The following is a 16,395-nucleotide window of genomic DNA, read 5'->3' on the forward strand; positions in this document are numbered from 1 at the left end:
GCCATGGGGCTACCCCCACCGCATGGCGGACGGGCCGCCCGGCCGGGTGGCGGCAGGGCCTAGACTTCCCGTCCGTACGGATCGTCGAACACGCGAGGTCGACGAGGAGCGGACAAGCACCACGAGACCAGGGAGCGAGGGGCGGACGTGCCGGAGGCGACGACCGTACGCACCACCAGCGTCACCAGCGTCCAGCTCGCGGCCGACTACTTCCATGGCTATACGGTGGTCGGACTGCTGGCGGCGATCGGCGTGATCTTCGTCGCCGTGGCCTTCGGGGCCGGGCGGCTGCTACGGCCTGTCGTGCCCACGCCCGAGAAGCTGCTGACCTACGAGTGCGGAGTGGACCCCGTGGGCGAGGGCTGGGCCCACACCCAGGTCCGCTACTACGTCTACGCTTTTCTGTATGTGATTTTCGCCGTGGACTCGATCTTCTTGTTCCCGTGGGCGACGGTCTTCGCGGCGCCCGGCTTCGGGGCCGCCACGCTGGTGGAGATGTTCATCTTCCTCGGGTTCCTCGCCGTAGGTCTGCTGTACGCATGGAAGAAGGGCGTCCTGGAGTGGACGTGACACCGAACCCGACGCCGACGCCGACGCCGACGACGGCCTCCGGGCCGCCGATCCCCGCGCCCGCCCCGGTGGACCTGCCGGAGCCGCGCCGCCTCGGCACGCTGGCCCGGCTGGCCCCCGAGCCGATGAAGGTGGTCCTGAACTGGGGCCGCCGCTACAGCCTGTGGGTCTTCAACTTCGGGCTCGCCTGCTGCGCGATCGAATTCATCGCGGCGTCGATGGCCCGCCACGACTTCATCCGGCTCGGCGTGATCCCCTTCGCGCCGGGGCCGCGCCAGGCCGACCTGATGGTCGTCTCCGGCACGGTCACGGACAAGATGGCGCCCGCGGTGAAGCGGCTGTACGAGCAGATGCCGGAGCCGAAGTACGTGATCTCCTTCGGAGCCTGCTCGAACTGCGGCGGCCCCTACTGGGACTCGTACGCCGTGACCAAGGGCGTCGACCAGATCATCCCCGTCGACGTCTACGTCCCCGGCTGCCCACCCCGGCCCGAGGCGCTGCTCCAGGGCATCCTCAAGCTGCAGGAGAAGATCGCACGCGAGTCGCTGGGCGAGCGCTACGGCAATTCCGGCGCCGCCGCCTCAACGACAGCGGCCGGGGCCGCGGGCCGCCCGTCGGCGGCCGCGCTGCGCAGCGGGCTGGTCACGCCCCCGGGGCGGGAAGACACGCGATGACCGAGCGGAACGAGGCCAACGAGCCGAGCGGGACGGCGAACGAGCCGAGCGAGACGGCGGGGCCGAGGGCGGCCGTGAGGCCGAGCGGGACCGGGCCGACCGGGGCCGTGGCGCCGAGTGGGGCCGAACCGACCGAGGCCGGGCCGACCGAGGCCGAGCCGACCGGGGCGGCGCAGGCTGCGGGGGCCGCGAAGTCGACCGGGGCCGTGGAGGCGACCGGGGCGGCGGAGGCCGCGGAGGTCCCGGAGACCGAGGCATCCGGGACGGAGCCCGCGGCAGAGGCGGCGCCGCCCGTGGGCTGGCTGCCGCGTTCCGCCGCCGAACTGTTCGGCGAGGGCGCCACGGCGGCGGAGGCGTACGGCCTGCTGACCGTCGACGTCCCCGCCGACTCCTGGATCGCGGCGCTGGAGACGGCCCGCGACACCCTTGGCTGCACCTACTTCGACTGGCTGAGCGCGGTCGACGAGCCGGGCACCGGCTTCCGGGTGGCCGCGCGCGTCGTCGCCCTGGGAGCCCCCGGGGCAACGCCTGGGGCCACGCCCGGGGCTGGGCCCGGGGCCGGGCCCGCGGTGCGCGGTCTGCTGCTGCGCACCACCGTGCCGCACGAGGTCCCCGCGCTGCCGACCGCGACCGGCGTCTACGCCGGGGCGGCCTGGCACGAACGCGAGACCCACGAGATGTTCGGCATCGGTTTCCCCGGCCATCCCGGTCTCGCGCCGCTGCTGCTCCCCGACGGCTTCGAGGGGCATCCGCTGCGCAAGGACTTCGTACTGGCGGCCCGGGTCGTCAAGGCGTGGCCGGGCGCGAAGGAGCCGGGGGAGTCCGAACACGGCGGCCCCAAGCGGCGGCAGATGCTGCCACCGGGCGTCCCCGACCCCAACGAGTGGGGCCCGCTCAAGGGTCAGCTGCCCCCTGCCCCGGCCCGCCCGGCGCGGGGCGCCCGCGCGGCGGGCGCCGCCGCGGGCGAGCGTCCCGCCCGCCGCACCCGCAGCGCGACGGCGGGCTCGGCGAGCCAGCGCCCGGCGGGCGCGGAGGCGGCTGCGGAGAGCCAGCCCCCGGCGGCCGAACGCCCGGCCCGGCGCTCCCGCAGTGCGGGCGAGGGTTCGGCGAGCCAGCGTTCGGCGGGTGCGGAGGCTGCGGCCGAAGCCTCGGCCACGGACGCTGCCGCAGACGAGCCGTTGGCCTCCGCCGAGCCGACAGCGCCCGAGGCCCCGGCCCGCCCGCGCCGCCCCGCGCCGCAGAGCCGCTCGTCCGACGCTCCCTGGCACCACGCGCGCCCCGCGCGGGACGAGGACGCCGAGTCAAAGCGTGAGCCACAGGCACAGGCACATGAACCGGAACCGGAACCGGAACCGGAAGCGGAGACCGAGGCAGCCGGAGACGGACGCGGCGCGAAACCCGCACCCGCACCCGCACCCGCACCCGAACCCGGCGCCCCCGGCACCCCGGACGCCACCCCCGACAACGACACCGACGACCAGCCAGGAGGCACCGCGTGAACGACGTCCTCGACGTCGCGCTGCGACTGCTCGCCCTCCTGCTCGCCTTCCTCGTGCTGCCCCTGGTCGTGGGGCAGACCGAGCACAAGGTCATGGCCCATATGCAGGGCCGCCTCGGGCCGATGTACGCGGGCGGCTTCCACGGATGGGCCCAGCTGGTCGCGGACGGCGTGAAGTTCGCGCAGAAGGAAGACGTCGTACCGGCCGGTGCCGACCGGCGGATCTTCCAGCTCGCGCCCGCCGTCGCCCTGTTGCCGTACCTCCTCGTCCTCGTCGCGATCCCGATCGGCCCCGCCGAGGGCGCGGTCGGCCAGGTCGTGGACGCGGGCATCTTCTTCGTGCTCGCCGTGATGGGCGTCGGGGTGCTGGGTTCGCTGATGGCGGGCTGGGCCTCGGCGAACAAGTTCTCCCTCCTCGGCGGCCTGCGCACGGCCGCCCAGCTCATGGCGTACGAGCTGCCGATGCTGCTCACCGCCGCCTCCGTGGCGATGGCGGCGGGCACGGTCTCGCTGCCCGGCATCCTCGACGCGTTCGAGTGGTGGTGGGTGCCGTGGCAGATCGTCGGCGGGGTGGTGTTCTTCACCGCCGGTCTCGCCGAGCTCCAGCGCCCGCCGTTCGACGCGCCGATCGCCGACTCCGAGATCATCTTCGGTGCGTACACGGAGTACACGGGCCTGCGGTTCGCGCTCTTCCTGCTCGCCGAGTACGCGGGCATCGTCGTCCTGTGCGGGCTGACCACCATCCTCTTCCTCGGCGGCTGGCACGGTCCGTCCGCCGACGGCCTCGGCTGGCTGTGGACCCTGCTGAAGACGGCCGTCCTCGCCTTCATCGTGATCTGGCTGCGGGTCAGCTATCCGCGGCTGCGTGAGGACCAGCTGCAGCGGTTCGCCTGGACCTGCCTCATTCCGCTCTCACTGGCCCAGATCGCCCTCACCGGCGTCGTCAAGGTGGTGATCTCCTGATGGGCATCCCCGGATCCGGTCTGGCCAAGGGCCTGGCCGTCACCCTCCGCACGATGACCCGGAAGTCGCACACCGCGCAGTATCCGGACGCGCAGCCCGAGCTGCCGCCCCGCACCCGCGGGGTGATTGGGCTGTTCGAGGAGAACTGCACGGTCTGCATGCTGTGCGCCCGCGAATGCCCGGACTGGTGCATCTATATCGACTCGCACAAGGAGACCGTGCCCCCGGTCGTCCCGGGCGGGCGCGAGCGCAGCCGCAATGTGCTGGACCGGTTCGCGATCGACTTCGCGCTGTGCATGTACTGCGGTATCTGCATCGAGGTGTGCCCTTTCGACGCGCTGTTCTGGTCGCCGGAGTTCGAGTACGCGGAGGAGGACATCCGCGATCTCACCCATGAGCGGGACAAGCTCCGCGAGTGGATGTGGACGGTGCCCGCGCCGCCCGCGCTCGACCCGCGCGCCGAGGAGCCCAAGGAGCTCGCCGCCGCCCGTAAGGCCGCCGACAAGCTTGCCGCCGCCGAGGCCGCACAGGCCGCCGAGGCCGCGCAGGCGGAGGCCGAGCGCGGACCCGGCGGGACCGAGAACGGGAACGAGAACGGGACCGAGAACGGGAACGGAGCCGCCTCGTGAGCCCTGCGGTCCACTTGGCCGCTACCGGCCACGGGTTCCTGTCGCCGACCGGAGTCGAGATCGCCTTCCTGCTGGTGGGCATCGCGACCTTCGGCGCGGCCATCGTCACCGTCACCACCAAACAGCTGGTGCACGCCGCCCTGTGGCTGGTGGTGGCGCTCGGCGGCCTCGCCGTGGAGTACCTCCTGCTCACGGCGGAGTTCATCGCCTGGGTGCAGGTGCTGATCTACGTCGGCTCCGTCGTCGTCCTCCTCCTCTTCGGGCTGATGCTCACCAAGGCGCCCATCGGCCGCTCCCCGGACGCCGATTCGGGCAACCGCCCGGCCGCGCTCGCGGTGGCCGTGGCCGCCGCGGGCGTCCTGGTGTGGGTGGTCGTGGACGCCTTCCGGACCACCTGGATCGAGCTGGACAAGGGCGTGCAGGGCTCCACCGCCGTCTCCGGTGAGAGCCTCTTCCGCCACTGGGTGCTGCCGTTTGAGGCGCTGTCCGTGCTGCTCCTCGCCGCGCTCGTCGGCGCGATCGTCCTCTCCCGCAAGAGCGGCCACGACAGCGGCCCAGGTGTCGGCCACGAAAGTGGCCCACGCGCCGGCCACGGCAAGGAGATGCGCTGATGCACCTCGCCTACCCCGCCGTGCTCGCCGTCCTCCTCTTCTGCACCGGTCTGTACGGCGTCCTCGCCCGCCGCAACGCGATCCTGATGCTGATGTCGGTCGAGCTGATGCTCAACGCCGTCAACCTCAACCTCGTCGCCTTCGACGTCTGGCTCCGCGACACCCTGCACGCGGGCCAGGCGCTGACCCTCTTCACCATCGCCATCGCCGCCGCCGAGATCGGCATCGGCCTCGCCATCGTCCTGCTCGTCTATCGCAACCGCGGCACCTCCGACGTCGACCGGCTGCGGGACCTGGCCGACCCCCCGTCGGCCGGCCAGGACCCGATGGACGACAGCATGGCAGCACCCACTGACAACGACGCCGACCAGGCACGACGCGCCCGGAGGCAGACCGCGTGACGACCACGACCGCCGCCGTTCTCGTCCCCCTCCTGCCGTTCCTCGGCGCCGTCGCCGGGCTCCTGCTCGGCCGCCGCGCCCCCGGTTTCGTCCGCCCCCTCGCGGTGCTGCCGACCCTCGCCGCGGCCGGGCTCGCCGTGCTCGTCGCCGTGCGGCAGGGCGGCGGAGCGGGCGGCGGCACGGCCCCGCTCACCGCCGTGACCCGGCTCGCCGACACCGGCTCGGTCCCCGTCGACCTGGCCCTCCAGGTCGACGGCTTCGCCGCCCTGGTCGCGGTCCTCGTCGCCGTCGTCGCCTGCTGTGTGCAGATTTACTCGACCGGCTATCTGCGGGACGACCCCCGCTACCCCTCCTACGCCGCGCTCGTCTCCCTCTTCACCGCCGCGATGCTCCTCGTCGTCTACTCCGACGACCTGATCGTGCTGCTCGTCGGCTGGGAGATCATGGGCATCTGCTCGTACTTCCTGGTGGGCCACTACTGGGAGACCGCGGCCGCGCGCTCCGCGTCCCTCAAGGCGTTCCTGGTCACCAAGCTCGGCGACGTTCCGTTCCTGATCGGCATCTTCGCGCTCGCGGGCGACACCGGCACGTTCCGCATCAGCGAGATCCACACCCGGCTGACCTCCGGGACCGCCGGGGCGCCGCTGGACCACCCCACCCTGATCGCGCTGCTGCTGCTCGCCGGGGTCGCGGGCAAGTCCGCGCAGTTCCCGCTGCACACCTGGCTGCCGGACGCGATGGCCGGTCCCACCCCGGTCTCCGCGCTGATCCACGCGGCCACCATGGTCGCCGCCGGTGTCTATGTGGTGGCCCGGCTGCTGCCCGTCTTCGCCTCATCCGCCGCCGCGCTCGCCGTACTGGCCGCCATGGCGGCCGTGACGATGGTCGGCTCGGCGCTCGCCGCGCTCGCCCAGGACGACATCAAACGCGTCCTCGCCTACTCGACCGTCGGCCAACTCGGCTATATGACGGGCGCGCTGGCCGTCGACGACCGGGGCGCCGCCGTCTTCCACCTCATCACCCACGGCGCGTTCAAGGCGCTGCTCTTCCTCGGCGCGGGCGTGGTGATCCACGCCGCCGGCAGCAACTCCCTGGCCGCCATGTCCCGGATGAGCGGCCTCGCCCGGCGCATCCCCGACGCCTTCTGGACGATGACGGTCGCACTGCTCGCGCTCGCCGCCATCCCGCCCTTCGCGGGCTTCTTCTCCAAGGAGGCCGTCCTCGGCGCGGCCGAGCACGCCGCCACCGGCCACACTTCCGGCGTTCCGGAGGGCGTCGGCTGGACCGTGCTTCTCGCCGGACTGCTCACCGCGCTCCTGACCGCCGGATACGCGGCCCGGCTGTGGCTGCTCGCCTTCCGCGGCCAGGGCGAGCCGGTCCCCGACCACGGCAAGCAGCCGGTGGCCATGAACGTCGTCCTATGGGTGCTGTTCCTCCCCACGGCCGCCCTCGGCCTCGCCTACGGCACGCTGCCCGACTGGTTCGACGGCGAGTCCCTCACCCCGACCCTCACCACGTCCGTCCTCGGCACCGGGCTGGCCCTCGGCGGCGCCCTCGTCATGTACGGCGCCTGGCGGCACAGTTCGGCGAGCGCCCGCCGGGTCCCGCTCGGGGCGGTGGCTGCCCACCCGGAGGCCGCCGACGCCGTCTCCGAGGCCGAGGCCATCGCCACTCACGAGGCGGCCTACGGCTCCATCGCGGGCGCCAGCGACCCCGCCGACCCCGGGCGGCTGCTCCTGGGCCCGCTGCACCGCCACGCGGCCGTCGGCTTCCACCTCGACGCCGTCTACAGCGCCCTGTTCGTCCGGCCCGTGCGGGCCGCCGCCCGGCTCGTCCACTTCCTGGACCGCGAGGTCGTGGAGACGTACGTACGCGGCGCGGGCGGTGCGCCCCGGCTGCTAGGCGCGGCCGTGCGCCGCGCCCAGACCGGCAATGTGCAGACCTACCTCGGCGCGCTGCTCGCGGGCTCCCTCGTCCTGGCCGTGGCCGCCGTCCTCGTCGCAGCGGGAGCCTGACCCGTGAACCACACCGTCCAGCAACTCCTCCTCGCCGCCCTGGTCGTGCTCCCCCTGCTCGGCTCCGTCGCCGCGCTGCTCCCGGCCCCGCCCGGACTGCGCGGCCGCGGGCCCGACCAGGCCGTCATGCGCCACGGCGTGACCGTCACCGGTGTGGTGCTCGCCGCCGCCATCGCCCTGGCCGCCGGTTTCGACCACGACCACCCGGCCAGGATGCAGGCCCAGACCGACATCGGCTGGATCCCGGCCCTGGACATCCGCATCCACCTCGGCGTGGACGGCGTCTCGCTGCCGCTGCTCGTGCTGACCGCGCTGCTGACCTTCCTCAGCGCGCTCTACGCCTACTTCAACCGGCCCTCCGGACCGTCCCCCAAAGCGTTCGTGGCGCTGCTGCTCCTCCTGGAGTCCGGCACCCTGGCCAGCTTCGCGGTGCTGGACCTGATGCTGTTCTTCCTGGCGTTCGAGATGGTCCTCATCCCGATGTACTTCCTCATCAACCGGTGGGGAGGCGCCGAACGGGAGCGCGCCGCCTGGCGGTTCATCCTCTACACGCTGCTCGGCTCCGTCGTCATGCTGCTCGGCCTCCTCCTCGTCGGGCTCAAGGGCGGCACCTTCGACATGGTGGCACTCGCCACCGATGCGTCTGACGGCGCCTCCGGACTGAGTCACACCACCCAGCTCATCGCGGCCCTCGCCATCATCGCCGGACTCGCCGTCAAGGCCCCGATGTGGCCGCTGCACAGCTGGCTCCCGGACGCCCACACCGCCGCCCCCACCGTGGGCTCGGTGCTGCTGGCGGGCGTGCTGCTCAAGATGGGCACGTACGGCCTCGTCCGCATCGTGCTGCCGATGACCCCCGACGCGGCCCACACCTACGCGCCCTACCTCGCCGCGTTCGCCGTGGTCGGCATCATCTACGGATCCCTCGCCTGCCTCGCCCTCGCTCGCGCGGGCGCCAAGGGCGACCTCAAGCGGCTGATCGCCTACTCCTCCGTCGGCCATATGGGCTTCGTGCTGCTGGGCATCGCGACCCTCACCCCCACCGGCGTGAACGGCGCGCTCTTCGCCAACATCGCCCACGGCCTGATCACCGGACTGCTCTTCTTCCTCGTCGGTGCCCTCAAGGACCGCTCCGGCACCACCGACCTCGACCAGCTCTCGGGCACCAGCGGCGCCGCCCTCTACGGCAGGGCGCCGCGCCTCGGCGGGCTGCTCGCCTTCGGCGCCGTGGCCTCCCTGGGGCTGCCCGGACTCGCCGGGTTCTGGGGCGAGATGCTCGCCATGTTCGGCGCCTTCGACCCCGCCGACGGGCTCAGCCGCCCGGCGTATCTCACCTATATGGCGCTCGCCGCCTTCGGCACCCTGCTCACCGCCGCCTACATGCTCATCGTCGTACGGCGCGTCTGCATGGGCGACCATCCGATCGAGCCCGGCACCGGGAGCGAGGCCGAGCGGCCCGCCCTGGCCGACGTCCACGGCCATGAATTCGCCGCCTGGAGCCCTCTGGTGGCCCTCACCGTCCTCGCGGGACTGTGGCCCGCGGCCCTCCTCGGCCTCACCGACCCGGCCGTGCAGCAGCTCCTCGCGGGAGGCACCCGATGACTCCGAACGCCTCGAGTCTCGCCACGAGCCTCGTCCAGTCCGTCGACTGGCTCGCCGTCGCACCGCCCACCATCGCGGCCCTGGCGGGCCTCGCCGTCCTCGTCGCGGACCTCTTCCTGCCCGAGCGCAGAAAGCACCTGCTGGGCTGGGGAGCGATAGCGGGACTGGCCCTGGCCGCGCTCGCACTGCTGCCGCTGCTGGACGGCGACCGCTCCACCTTCTGCCTGACCACCGGCGCCCACGCGTGCAGCTACACGGCCGACACGTTCGCGCTCGTCATCCAGTTCCTGGTGCTCGGCGGGGCGCTGCTCACCGCGCTGCTGTCCTTCAGCGCCCTCGACGACCTCAAACTCCCCGCGGGCGAGTTCTGGTTCCTGCTGCTGTCCTCCGCCGCCGGGGCCGCGCTGCTGCCCGCCTCCCGCGATCTGGCCACCCTGGTCATCGCCCTCGAAGTGGCCTCGCTCCCGGCCTTCGCCCTCGTGGGCCTGCGCCGCGGCGACCGCCTCTCCTCCGAGGCCGCGCTGAAGTTCTTCCTCTCCTCGGTCACCGCGACGGCCGTGATGCTGCTCGGCGTCAGCTTCGTCTACGCCGCCACCGGCAGCCTCCACCTGTCCCGGATCGCCGACGCCCTCACCCATGTCGACCCGCGGCTGGACACGCTCGCCCAGGCGGGCGTCGTGCTCACGCTGGTCGGCTTCGCGTTCAAGACCGCCGCCGTGCCTTTCCACTTCTGGGTGCCCGACACCTATGTCGGCGCGCCGGTGCCCGTCGCGGCGTATCTGTCCGTCGTCGGTAAGGCGGTCGGGTTCTCCGGCCTCATCCTGGTGACCGTCCTCGCCTTCCCCTCCTACGCCGATGTGTGGGGCCCGGCCGTGGCGGTCCTGGCCGCCCTCACCATGACCGCGGGGAACGCCGCGGCGCTGCGCCAGCGCCCGGAGCGCTCCTTCAGCGCCGTACGGCTGCTCGCCTGGTCGTCCGTCGGCCAGGCGGGCTATCTGCTGGTCCCGATCGCCGCCGCCGGCTACGCCGACTCGGACCAGGACGCGTCCCGTGCCATCGGCTCCACGGTCGCGTACGCCCTGATGTATGCGGTCGTGAATCTCGGTGCCTTCGCCGTGGCCGCCCTGGTGGCCCGTACGAGCCCGGCCAACCGGCTCACCGACTACCGCGGCCTGTACGCGGCCCGTCCGGCCGCCGCCCTGGCCCTCGGCTTCTTCCTGCTGTGCCTGGCCGGGCTGCCCCCGGGGGTCATCGGCCTCTTCGCCAAGGTGACCGTCTTCTCGGCGGCGGTGGACGCGGGGCTGGGCTGGCTCGCGGTGGTGATGGCGCTGAACGTGGTGGTGGCGCTCTACTACTACCTCCAGTGGACGACGGTGCTCTTCCGCGCCCCGGAGCCCGCCGCGGAGCCCGCCCCGGAGCCCGCCGCGGAGACGGAGCCCGTGCCCGCCGCCGGGCCTGCCACCACCCGCCCCCGCGCCGTCCCCCTTACGGCCGCCATCGCCCTCACCGCGGCCGCCGGCATCGCCCTCTCCGGAGCCCCGCAACTCGTCCTCCGGTTCGCCTCGAGCACCCTGCTGTAAGCATCCCCGCGGCCCCGTGGGTCACCCCACGGCCCCCACGCGGCCGCGCCCATGTGCACAAGGGAACTGGTGCCCTTCGCCTGGCGTTGACTTTTTCAGGAGGGTCCACTGGAAGGTGGAGACACCAGGCAAAGGGTTCCCCTGCGGCACATCGGGAGGGCACACCGTGCACCGCCGGCACAACGGGCTGAAGACCGCCGTACTCCTCGGTGGTCTGTCCGCGCTCATCATCGTCATCGGCAGCCTCTTCGGCCGTACCGGACTGATCATCGCGGTGATCGTCGCACTCGGGACCAACGCGTACGCCTACTGGAACAGTGACAAGCTGGCCCTGCGCGCGATGCGCGCCCGCCCCGTCAGCGAGTTCGAGGCGCCAGGGCTGTACCGGATAGTGCGCGAGCTCTCCACGGCCGCGCGCCAGCCGATGCCCCGGCTCTACATCTCCCCGACCGAGGCCCCCAACGCCTTCGCCACCGGCCGCAACCCCCGTAACGCGGCGGTGTGCTGCACCGACGGCATCCTGCGGCTGCTGGACGAGCGCGAGCTGCGCGGGGTCATCGGCCATGAGCTCAGCCATGTCTACAACCGCGACATCCTGATCTCCTCGATCGCGGGCGCGCTGGCCAGCGTCGTCATGTTCCTGGTGAACTTCGCCTGGCTGATCCCCATGGGCCGGTCCGACGACGACGACGGCCCCGGCTTCCTCGGCATGCTGCTGATCATGCTCCTGGGCCCGCTCGCGGCCTCCATCATCCAGCTCGCCGTGAGCCGCTCCCGCGAGTACGAGGCGGACGCCTCCGGCGCCCAGCTCACCGGCGACCCCCTGGCCCTCGCCAGCGCCCTGCGCAAGCTGGAAGCGGGCACCAAGCAGCTTCCGCTGCCGCCCGAGCCCCGGCTGGAGACCGCCAGCCATCTGATGATCGCCAACCCTTTCCGCGCCGGTGAGGGCATGGCCAAGCTCTTCTCCACCCACCCGCCCATGCGGGAGCGCATCGCCCGCCTCGAACAGATGGCAGGAGGCCGCCGACCGTGAAAACCCTTCTGAACCTGATCTGGCTGATCCTCTCCGGCATCTGGATGGCGATCCTCTATCTCCTCGCCGGGGTCCTGCTCTTCATCACGATCATCGGCATCCCGTTCGCGATCGCCTCCTGGCGCATCGCCGGCTTCGCCCTGTGGCCCTTCGGCCGCACCGCCGTCCCCCGCCGCGACGCCGGAGCCCCCTCCTGCGTCGGCAATGTCCTCTGGCTCGTCCTCGCGGGCTGGTGGCTGGCGCTCGGCCACCTCCTCACCGGTGTGGCCCTCTGCGTCACGATCATCGGCATCCCCCTGGGCCTGGCCAACTTCAAGCTCATCCCGATCTCCCTGGCCCCCTTGGGCCACGAAATCGTCCCCACCGACCAGCCCTTCGCCCACCGCTGAGCGGGGACGCCGACAACACCAGGGGCGGCACGGCCATGCCGCGCCGCCCCTGCCGCACCGGTCCGGGCACTGCCTACCGGTAGTTGACGAACTGCACCGCGAAGTCGAGGTCCTTGCCCTTGATCAGGGCGATCACGGCCTGAAGGTCGTCCCGGCTCTTGGAGGTCACCCGCAGCTCTTCGCCCTGCACCTGCGCCTTGACGCCCTTGGGGCCCTCGTCGCGGATGATCTTGGCGACCTTCTTCGCGTTCTCCTGCGAGATCCCCTCCTGCAGCGAGGCGAAGATCTTGTACTCCTTGCCCGACGCCTGCGGCTCGCCCGCGTCCAGGGCCTTCAGCGAGATCCCGCGCTTTACCAGCTTGGACTGGAAGACGTCGAGGATCGCCTTGACCCGCTCCTCGGAGTTGGCTCGCATCTCGATCCGCTCGCCCGACCACGCGATGGAGGCGCCGACGTTCTTGAAGTCATAACGCTGGGAGATCTCGCGGCTCGCCTGGTTCAGAGCGTTGTCGACCTCCTGCCGCTCGACCTTCGAGACGATGTCGAAACTGGAGTCGGCCATCTTGAGTTGGCTCCTCGTACGTAGATCCGTCAGTGGCACGGCCCAGCGGACCGCTCCGGCCAGCCTAGCGATCTCGGCCATGATCGAGCGGCGATCAACCGGGTGGCGAAGCACCCCTGCGCATCAGGTATTGTTTACGTCGTTGCCAGGGAGCAGCGCCGCGAGAGCGGGGCACCTGGCCACATCCCAGGCGGTGTGCCCGAGTGGCCAATGGGAGCGGACTGTAAATCCGTCGGCTTAGCCTACCCAGGTTCGAATCCTGGCGCCGCCACACTCAAGAAACGGCCCCCGAGCTGCGAAAACGCAGCCGGGGGCCGTTTTCTTTTATGCCCGAACCCCGGGCCCGGCCTCGTTCTGCGGGCGTCGCGGTTGCGCGTGATGATCGGTGGAGGGGGACCTGCCGCACTGGCGAGCCGATCACCAATCCGACTGAGAGAGGTGCCATCATGCGTGCTCTGCGTTTCGACCGCTTCGGCGATCTCCAGGTCCTGGGCCTGGCCGAGGTGCCCGACCCCGTGGCGGGGGACGGTGAAGCGGTCATCGAAGTCAAAGCGACCTCGGTGAGCCGCTCGGACCTGGTGAACATCGCCGGCGGGTTCGAGGAAACGACTCTTCCCCGCATCCCGGGTCGTGACTTCGCCGGCGTTGTCGTCGATGGGCCGCCCGACTGGGCCGGTGTCGAGGTCTGGGGGACCGGCGGAGACGTCGGGTTCACCCGCGATGGTTCACATGCGCAGATGATCAAGGTTCCGGCGGCGGCGCTGGCCCGTAAGCCCGAGCGGCTGAGCTTCGAGGAGGCCTCGACCGTGGGGGTCAGCTTCGTCACCGCCTGGCTCGGCGCCGTCGAGGCCGCCGACCTGGGCAAGGACGAGGCCATAGCCGTCTTCGGTGTCTCCGGTGGGGTGGGCGGCGCCGTCGCGCAGATCGCCCATACCCTCGGCGCCTGGGTGATCGGCGTGGACCGGGTCCGTCCCGCCGAGGGATCCCCGGCCGCGGCGATCATCAGGGATTTCGTGGCGCTCGGCGGAAGCCCTCAGGAGGCCGCCTCGGAGATCAAGCGGGTCACCGCGGGCAAGGGCGCGGATGTGGTGTACGACGCGGTCGGTGGCGTCACCACACCCACGGCGCTGGCGTCGCTGGCCCGCCGGGGCCGACTCGTGGTGATCAGCGCCGTGGGCTCGGGGACCGTGGAGATCGACCTGGTCGGGCTGTACCGCAACGAGACCCGGGTCTACGGATGCAACAGCGCGCATTACGACCTCGTGGAGTCGGGCGCCCGGCTCCAGCGACTCGCCCCGTTCTTCGACTCCGGTGACCTCCGGCCCCAGTCCATCGCCGGCCGCCACAGCCTGGAGGACAGCGTGGACGCCTACCGCGCGGTGGAGAACCGGGTGCGGGGCAGGTCGGTCATCTGCCCCTGAACTGGTGGGTCCCTGAATCCGGTCTGCCAGAGAGATGGCCCCTGAGCTTCGGGAACGCGGTCAGGGGCCATTGGCGTGCACGCGGGGCCGCGTACCGGCGCCGCGCTTACGACTGGTTGCCGGTCCAGGTGAAGGTGGCGGAGGCTCGGGCGGGGAGCTGGTAGCTGAAGGACTGGCTGCCCCAGTTGACCTTCAGGGTCTGCTGGCTGCCGGTGTCGTTGTAGGCGATCAGAGCCTTGGAGCCGTCCGGATTCTTCCAGGCCACGTTCGGCACCGTGGAGCTGGCGCTGGAGTCGATGCGACGGGCTCCGGGCTTCACGAACTTCGTGAGGTGGCCCATCGTGTAGTACTCGACGGTGTAGTCGACCCGGCCGCTCTGGCTGTCGCCGTTGTGCACGGTGACCAGCCCGGTGCAGGTTCCGCAGCCGCCGTTGTGCGGGCCCTTGTTCTGGTCGACGGCGAGGCTCCACTTGATCCAGCTCTTGCCCCAGTTGCGGGTGTAGTCGATCAGGTTGTGCATGTCCTCCTGCTGCTGATTGGCGATCCAGGTGCCGCCGGAGTGCTCGGTGTCGAAGGCGTCCACGTTCGGGTACTGGTTGTGGACTGTCGTCTGCTGGCCGACGCTGCCGCCGTAGCCGTGCCAGGCGATGCCGCCGAAGTTGGGGTGGTTGCGGATGGCGGCGTCGTCCACGACGGGCGCGCCGTAGCCCGCCCACTGGTCCCAGTTCCAGTCGAGGGCGAGCACCTTGGTCTTCAGGCCCGCGTTCGCCAGCTTGGGCAGCAGCTCACTCTTGGTGAAGTAGTTGAGCCCGGAGCCGTTCCACTGCATCGAGGGGTAGCCGGGGCAGCAGGTGGGCTCGTTCTGCACGGTCACGTAGTCGATCGGCACACCCCGGCTCTGGTACTCCTGGATGTACTTCACGAAGTAGTTGGCGTACGTGCCGTAGTACTGCGCCTCCAGCCAGCCCTGGTTGAGCTGGTCGTTGTCCTTCATCCAGGCCGGGGCGGTCCATGGCGAGGCCATGACCTTCAGTGCCGGGTTGAGCTGCCTGGCCTGCTTCGTCAGCGGCAGGACGTCGGCCAGGTCGTGGTTGATGGAGAACTTGGCGAGGCCGGGGTCGGTCTGCCCGGCCGGTACATCGTCGAAGGTGTAACCGAAGCGGGCCAGGTCGGAGCCGCCGAGCGGGTTGCGCAGAAAGCTCACCCCGATGCCGTCCGTGGGCGAGAAGAGCTTGCGCATCACCTCGTCGCGGGTGCTCTGGCTCAGCGCGCCGCTGCTGTTGAACAGCCATGCGGCGGTGTCCGTGAACGACGCCCCGGCGCCCGAGAACTCCTGGTACGTCCTGGATTCGTCGACGGTGACACTGCCACCCCCGCCCGAGCCGAACCGGATGGGTGCCTGCTGCTCCAGGCCCTTCACGACGGTGCGGCCGTCGGAGCCGGAGGTGGTGGTCAGATAGACGTTGACGGTCTCGCCCGCCGATGCCGAGCCGGTGTGGGCCACCTGGGCGCCTGCTGGAGAAGTCAGCCAGGGGCCGACGGCCACCGCGACCGCCGCGAGAGCGCCCACCAGCGCGGAGCGCGGTGCGGCAGGTCTTGTCAGGGCCCTGACAGGTCTGTATCTCATGAAAGTCGATGCCTTCCTGTGCGGACAGGGACGGCCGGTGCGGTCACGGCCGCAAGGGGGAGAGCGAGCCCGATGGCCGGTAGGTTCACGGCCGCGTCGGACGGAGCGCCGGTGTGGTCACGGTGCTCGGTGACTGAATGATTCAAGGCCGGGCGAAGGACGTCAATCCTCGCGGCACGGCTTATTTCATTCCATGACTTAAGTCGTTTCGGAAAGTCCTCGGTGGTCGAGGCCCAGTTCCGGCGTTGTGCGCGGGGACCTGCCGCCGTACGGGCGGCCGTCCGTCGTGGCGCGCCCTGGGCTCCGCGGTACCGCTCCTAGGGTGGTGATTCCCCCGTATCAGGACAGAGAGGGCGGATCGTGCTCAGGGGCTTCAAGAACTTCCTCATGCGCGGTGATGTCATCGTCGTCGCCGTCGGCCTGGTCACAGCGCTGGCGTTCTCGACGCTGATCAAGGCTTTCACCGACTCCGTGATCAACCCGATCATCGCCCGGCTCCAGGGCGGCAAATCGGCCGGGCTCGGCTGGCAGCTCGGCGACCAGGGGAACACCTCGACCTACCTCAACATCGGGTCGTTCATCTCCGCCCTGATCTACTTCATCATCTTCATGGGCGTCATCTACTTCCTGATCGTCGTGCCGTACAAGTACACCCAGCGCCGCCGGGGCGCCGAGGTCTTCGGGGAGCCCGGCCCGCTCAAGACCTGCCCGGAGTGCCTCGCCGAGGACATCCCCGAGGCGGCGCGCAAGTGCCGCTACTGCGGCTCGGACCAGCCGCGCACGAGCGAGCCGCCGCGCACGGCCTAGTCGCCGCGCACGG

At 71.3% G+C, this 16,395-nt stretch carries 16 protein-coding genes and 1 tRNA gene; 15 read left to right on the top strand and 2 right to left on the bottom strand.

All coding sequences use genetic code 11. The features are described from left to right. Positions 1-147 precede the first annotated feature (147 nt). The 12 genes from J2Z30_RS39395 to J2Z30_RS39450 all read left to right on the top strand — a co-directional run bounded on the left by J2Z30_RS39395 (position 148) and on the right by J2Z30_RS39450 (position 11,965). Positions 148-570, top strand: coding sequence for an NADH-quinone oxidoreductase subunit A (locus J2Z30_RS39395; protein ID WP_044571740.1), 423 nt, complete (start codon positions 148-150; stop codon positions 568-570). Then, positions 561-1,244: an NADH-quinone oxidoreductase subunit B gene (locus J2Z30_RS39400; protein ID WP_078956732.1), complete on the top strand. Its 684-nt coding sequence runs from the start codon at positions 561-563 to the stop codon at positions 1,242-1,244. The genes J2Z30_RS39395 and J2Z30_RS39400 overlap by 10 nt, the downstream gene beginning before the upstream one ends. Continuing rightward, positions 1,241-2,743, top strand: coding sequence for an NADH-quinone oxidoreductase subunit C (locus J2Z30_RS39405; RefSeq protein ID WP_245388954.1), 1,503 nt, complete (start codon positions 1,241-1,243; stop codon positions 2,741-2,743). The genes J2Z30_RS39400 and J2Z30_RS39405 overlap by 4 nt, the downstream gene beginning before the upstream one ends. Further along, complete coding sequence (locus J2Z30_RS39410; RefSeq protein ID WP_044571732.1) at positions 2,740-3,705, top strand: complex I subunit 1/NuoH family protein; 966 nt, start codon at positions 2,740-2,742, stop codon at positions 3,703-3,705. The genes J2Z30_RS39405 and J2Z30_RS39410 overlap by 4 nt, the downstream gene beginning before the upstream one ends. Further along, entirely contained in the window at positions 3,705-4,334 is a 630-nt protein-coding gene (locus tag J2Z30_RS39415; protein ID WP_044571730.1) for a NuoI/complex I 23 kDa subunit family protein, read from the top strand. The genes J2Z30_RS39410 and J2Z30_RS39415 overlap by 1 nt, the downstream gene beginning before the upstream one ends. Further along, positions 4,331-4,945 carry an NADH-quinone oxidoreductase subunit J family protein gene (locus J2Z30_RS39420; protein WP_044571728.1) on the top strand — a complete coding sequence of 205 codons (615 nt, stop codon included), beginning with the start codon at positions 4,331-4,333 and terminating at the stop codon, positions 4,943-4,945. The genes J2Z30_RS39415 and J2Z30_RS39420 overlap by 4 nt, the downstream gene beginning before the upstream one ends. After that, positions 4,945-5,346, top strand: a complete 402-nt coding sequence (gene nuoK / locus J2Z30_RS39425) for an NADH-quinone oxidoreductase subunit NuoK (protein WP_044571726.1) — start codon at positions 4,945-4,947, stop codon at positions 5,344-5,346. The genes J2Z30_RS39420 and nuoK overlap by 1 nt, the downstream gene beginning before the upstream one ends. Next, positions 5,343-7,361 (top strand): NADH-quinone oxidoreductase subunit 5 family protein, encoded by a 2,019-nt coding sequence (locus J2Z30_RS39430; protein WP_044571725.1) that lies wholly within the window; start codon positions 5,343-5,345, stop codon positions 7,359-7,361. Before nuoK ends, J2Z30_RS39430 begins: the two co-directional genes overlap by 4 nt. Before the next feature lie 3 nt (positions 7,362-7,364). Further along, positions 7,365-8,963 carry a complex I subunit 4 family protein gene (locus tag J2Z30_RS39435; RefSeq protein ID WP_044571723.1) on the top strand — a complete coding sequence of 533 codons (1,599 nt, stop codon included), beginning with the start codon at positions 7,365-7,367 and terminating at the stop codon, positions 8,961-8,963. Further along, entirely contained in the window at positions 8,960-10,543 is a 1,584-nt protein-coding gene (locus J2Z30_RS39440; protein ID WP_044571721.1) for an NADH-quinone oxidoreductase subunit N, read from the top strand. Before J2Z30_RS39435 ends, J2Z30_RS39440 begins: the two co-directional genes overlap by 4 nt. Positions 10,544-10,709: 166 nt before the next feature. Beyond that, positions 10,710-11,576, top strand: a complete 867-nt coding sequence (gene htpX / locus J2Z30_RS39445; protein WP_020869341.1) for a zinc metalloprotease HtpX — start codon at positions 10,710-10,712, stop codon at positions 11,574-11,576. Beyond that, a complete protein-coding gene (locus J2Z30_RS39450; protein ID WP_044571720.1) occupies positions 11,573-11,965 on the top strand; it encodes a YccF domain-containing protein in 393 nt (130 codons plus the stop codon). The genes htpX and J2Z30_RS39450 overlap by 4 nt, the downstream gene beginning before the upstream one ends. Positions 11,966-12,038: 73 nt before the next feature. Here J2Z30_RS39450 and J2Z30_RS39455 read toward each other — a convergent pair whose 3' ends face one another. Then, positions 12,039-12,527, bottom strand: a complete 489-nt coding sequence (locus tag J2Z30_RS39455; protein ID WP_037963620.1) for a YajQ family cyclic di-GMP-binding protein — start codon at positions 12,525-12,527, stop codon at positions 12,039-12,041. 189 nt (positions 12,528-12,716) lie between these two features. Here J2Z30_RS39455 and J2Z30_RS39460 point away from each other — a divergent pair. Next, positions 12,717-12,798 (top strand) — tRNA-Tyr (locus tag J2Z30_RS39460). Positions 12,799-12,973: 175 nt separating this feature from the next. Beyond that, the gene (locus J2Z30_RS39465; protein ID WP_044571715.1) at positions 12,974-13,948 is read left to right on the top strand and encodes a quinone oxidoreductase family protein; all 975 of its coding nucleotides are present in this window, start codon (positions 12,974-12,976) and stop codon (positions 13,946-13,948) included. 106 nt (positions 13,949-14,054) lie between these two features. On the opposite strand, the gene J2Z30_RS39470 is transcribed toward J2Z30_RS39465, so the two are convergent. After that, positions 14,055-15,575 (bottom strand): glycoside hydrolase family 30 protein, encoded by a 1,521-nt coding sequence (locus J2Z30_RS39470; RefSeq protein WP_052701429.1) that lies wholly within the window; start codon positions 15,573-15,575, stop codon positions 14,055-14,057. Positions 15,576-15,935: 360 nt separating this feature from the next. Between J2Z30_RS39470 and J2Z30_RS39475 the strand changes: the two genes are divergently transcribed. Beyond that, positions 15,936-16,382, top strand: a complete 447-nt coding sequence (locus J2Z30_RS39475; protein ID WP_044571714.1) for an MscL family protein — start codon at positions 15,936-15,938, stop codon at positions 16,380-16,382. Positions 16,383-16,395: the final 13 nt, after the last annotated feature.

Source organism: Streptomyces iranensis, from assembly GCF_017874715.1.
GTDB classification, from domain to species: Bacteria; Actinomycetota; Actinomycetes; order Streptomycetales; family Streptomycetaceae; genus Streptomyces; species Streptomyces iranensis.

Bases quoted from the DNA above. Each gene is read 5' to 3' on its own strand.
- J2Z30_RS39405 (WP_245388954.1), top strand. From the start codon at position 1,241: ATGACCGAGCGGAACGAGGCCAACGAGCCGAGCGGGACGGCGAACGAG.
- J2Z30_RS39415 (WP_044571730.1), top strand. From the start codon at position 3,705: ATGGGCATCCCCGGATCCGGTCTGGCCAAGGGCCTGGCCGTCACCCTC.
- nuoK (WP_044571726.1), top strand. From the start codon at position 4,945: ATGCACCTCGCCTACCCCGCCGTGCTCGCCGTCCTCCTCTTCTGCACC.
- J2Z30_RS39440 (WP_044571721.1), top strand. From the start codon at position 8,960: ATGACTCCGAACGCCTCGAGTCTCGCCACGAGCCTCGTCCAGTCCGTC.
- J2Z30_RS39455 (WP_037963620.1), bottom strand. From the start codon at position 12,527: ATGGCCGACTCCAGTTTCGACATCGTCTCGAAGGTCGAGCGGCAGGAG.
- J2Z30_RS39465 (WP_044571715.1), top strand. From the start codon at position 12,974: ATGCGTGCTCTGCGTTTCGACCGCTTCGGCGATCTCCAGGTCCTGGGC.
- J2Z30_RS39470 (WP_052701429.1), bottom strand. From the start codon at position 15,575: ATGAGATACAGACCTGTCAGGGCCCTGACAAGACCTGCCGCACCGCGC.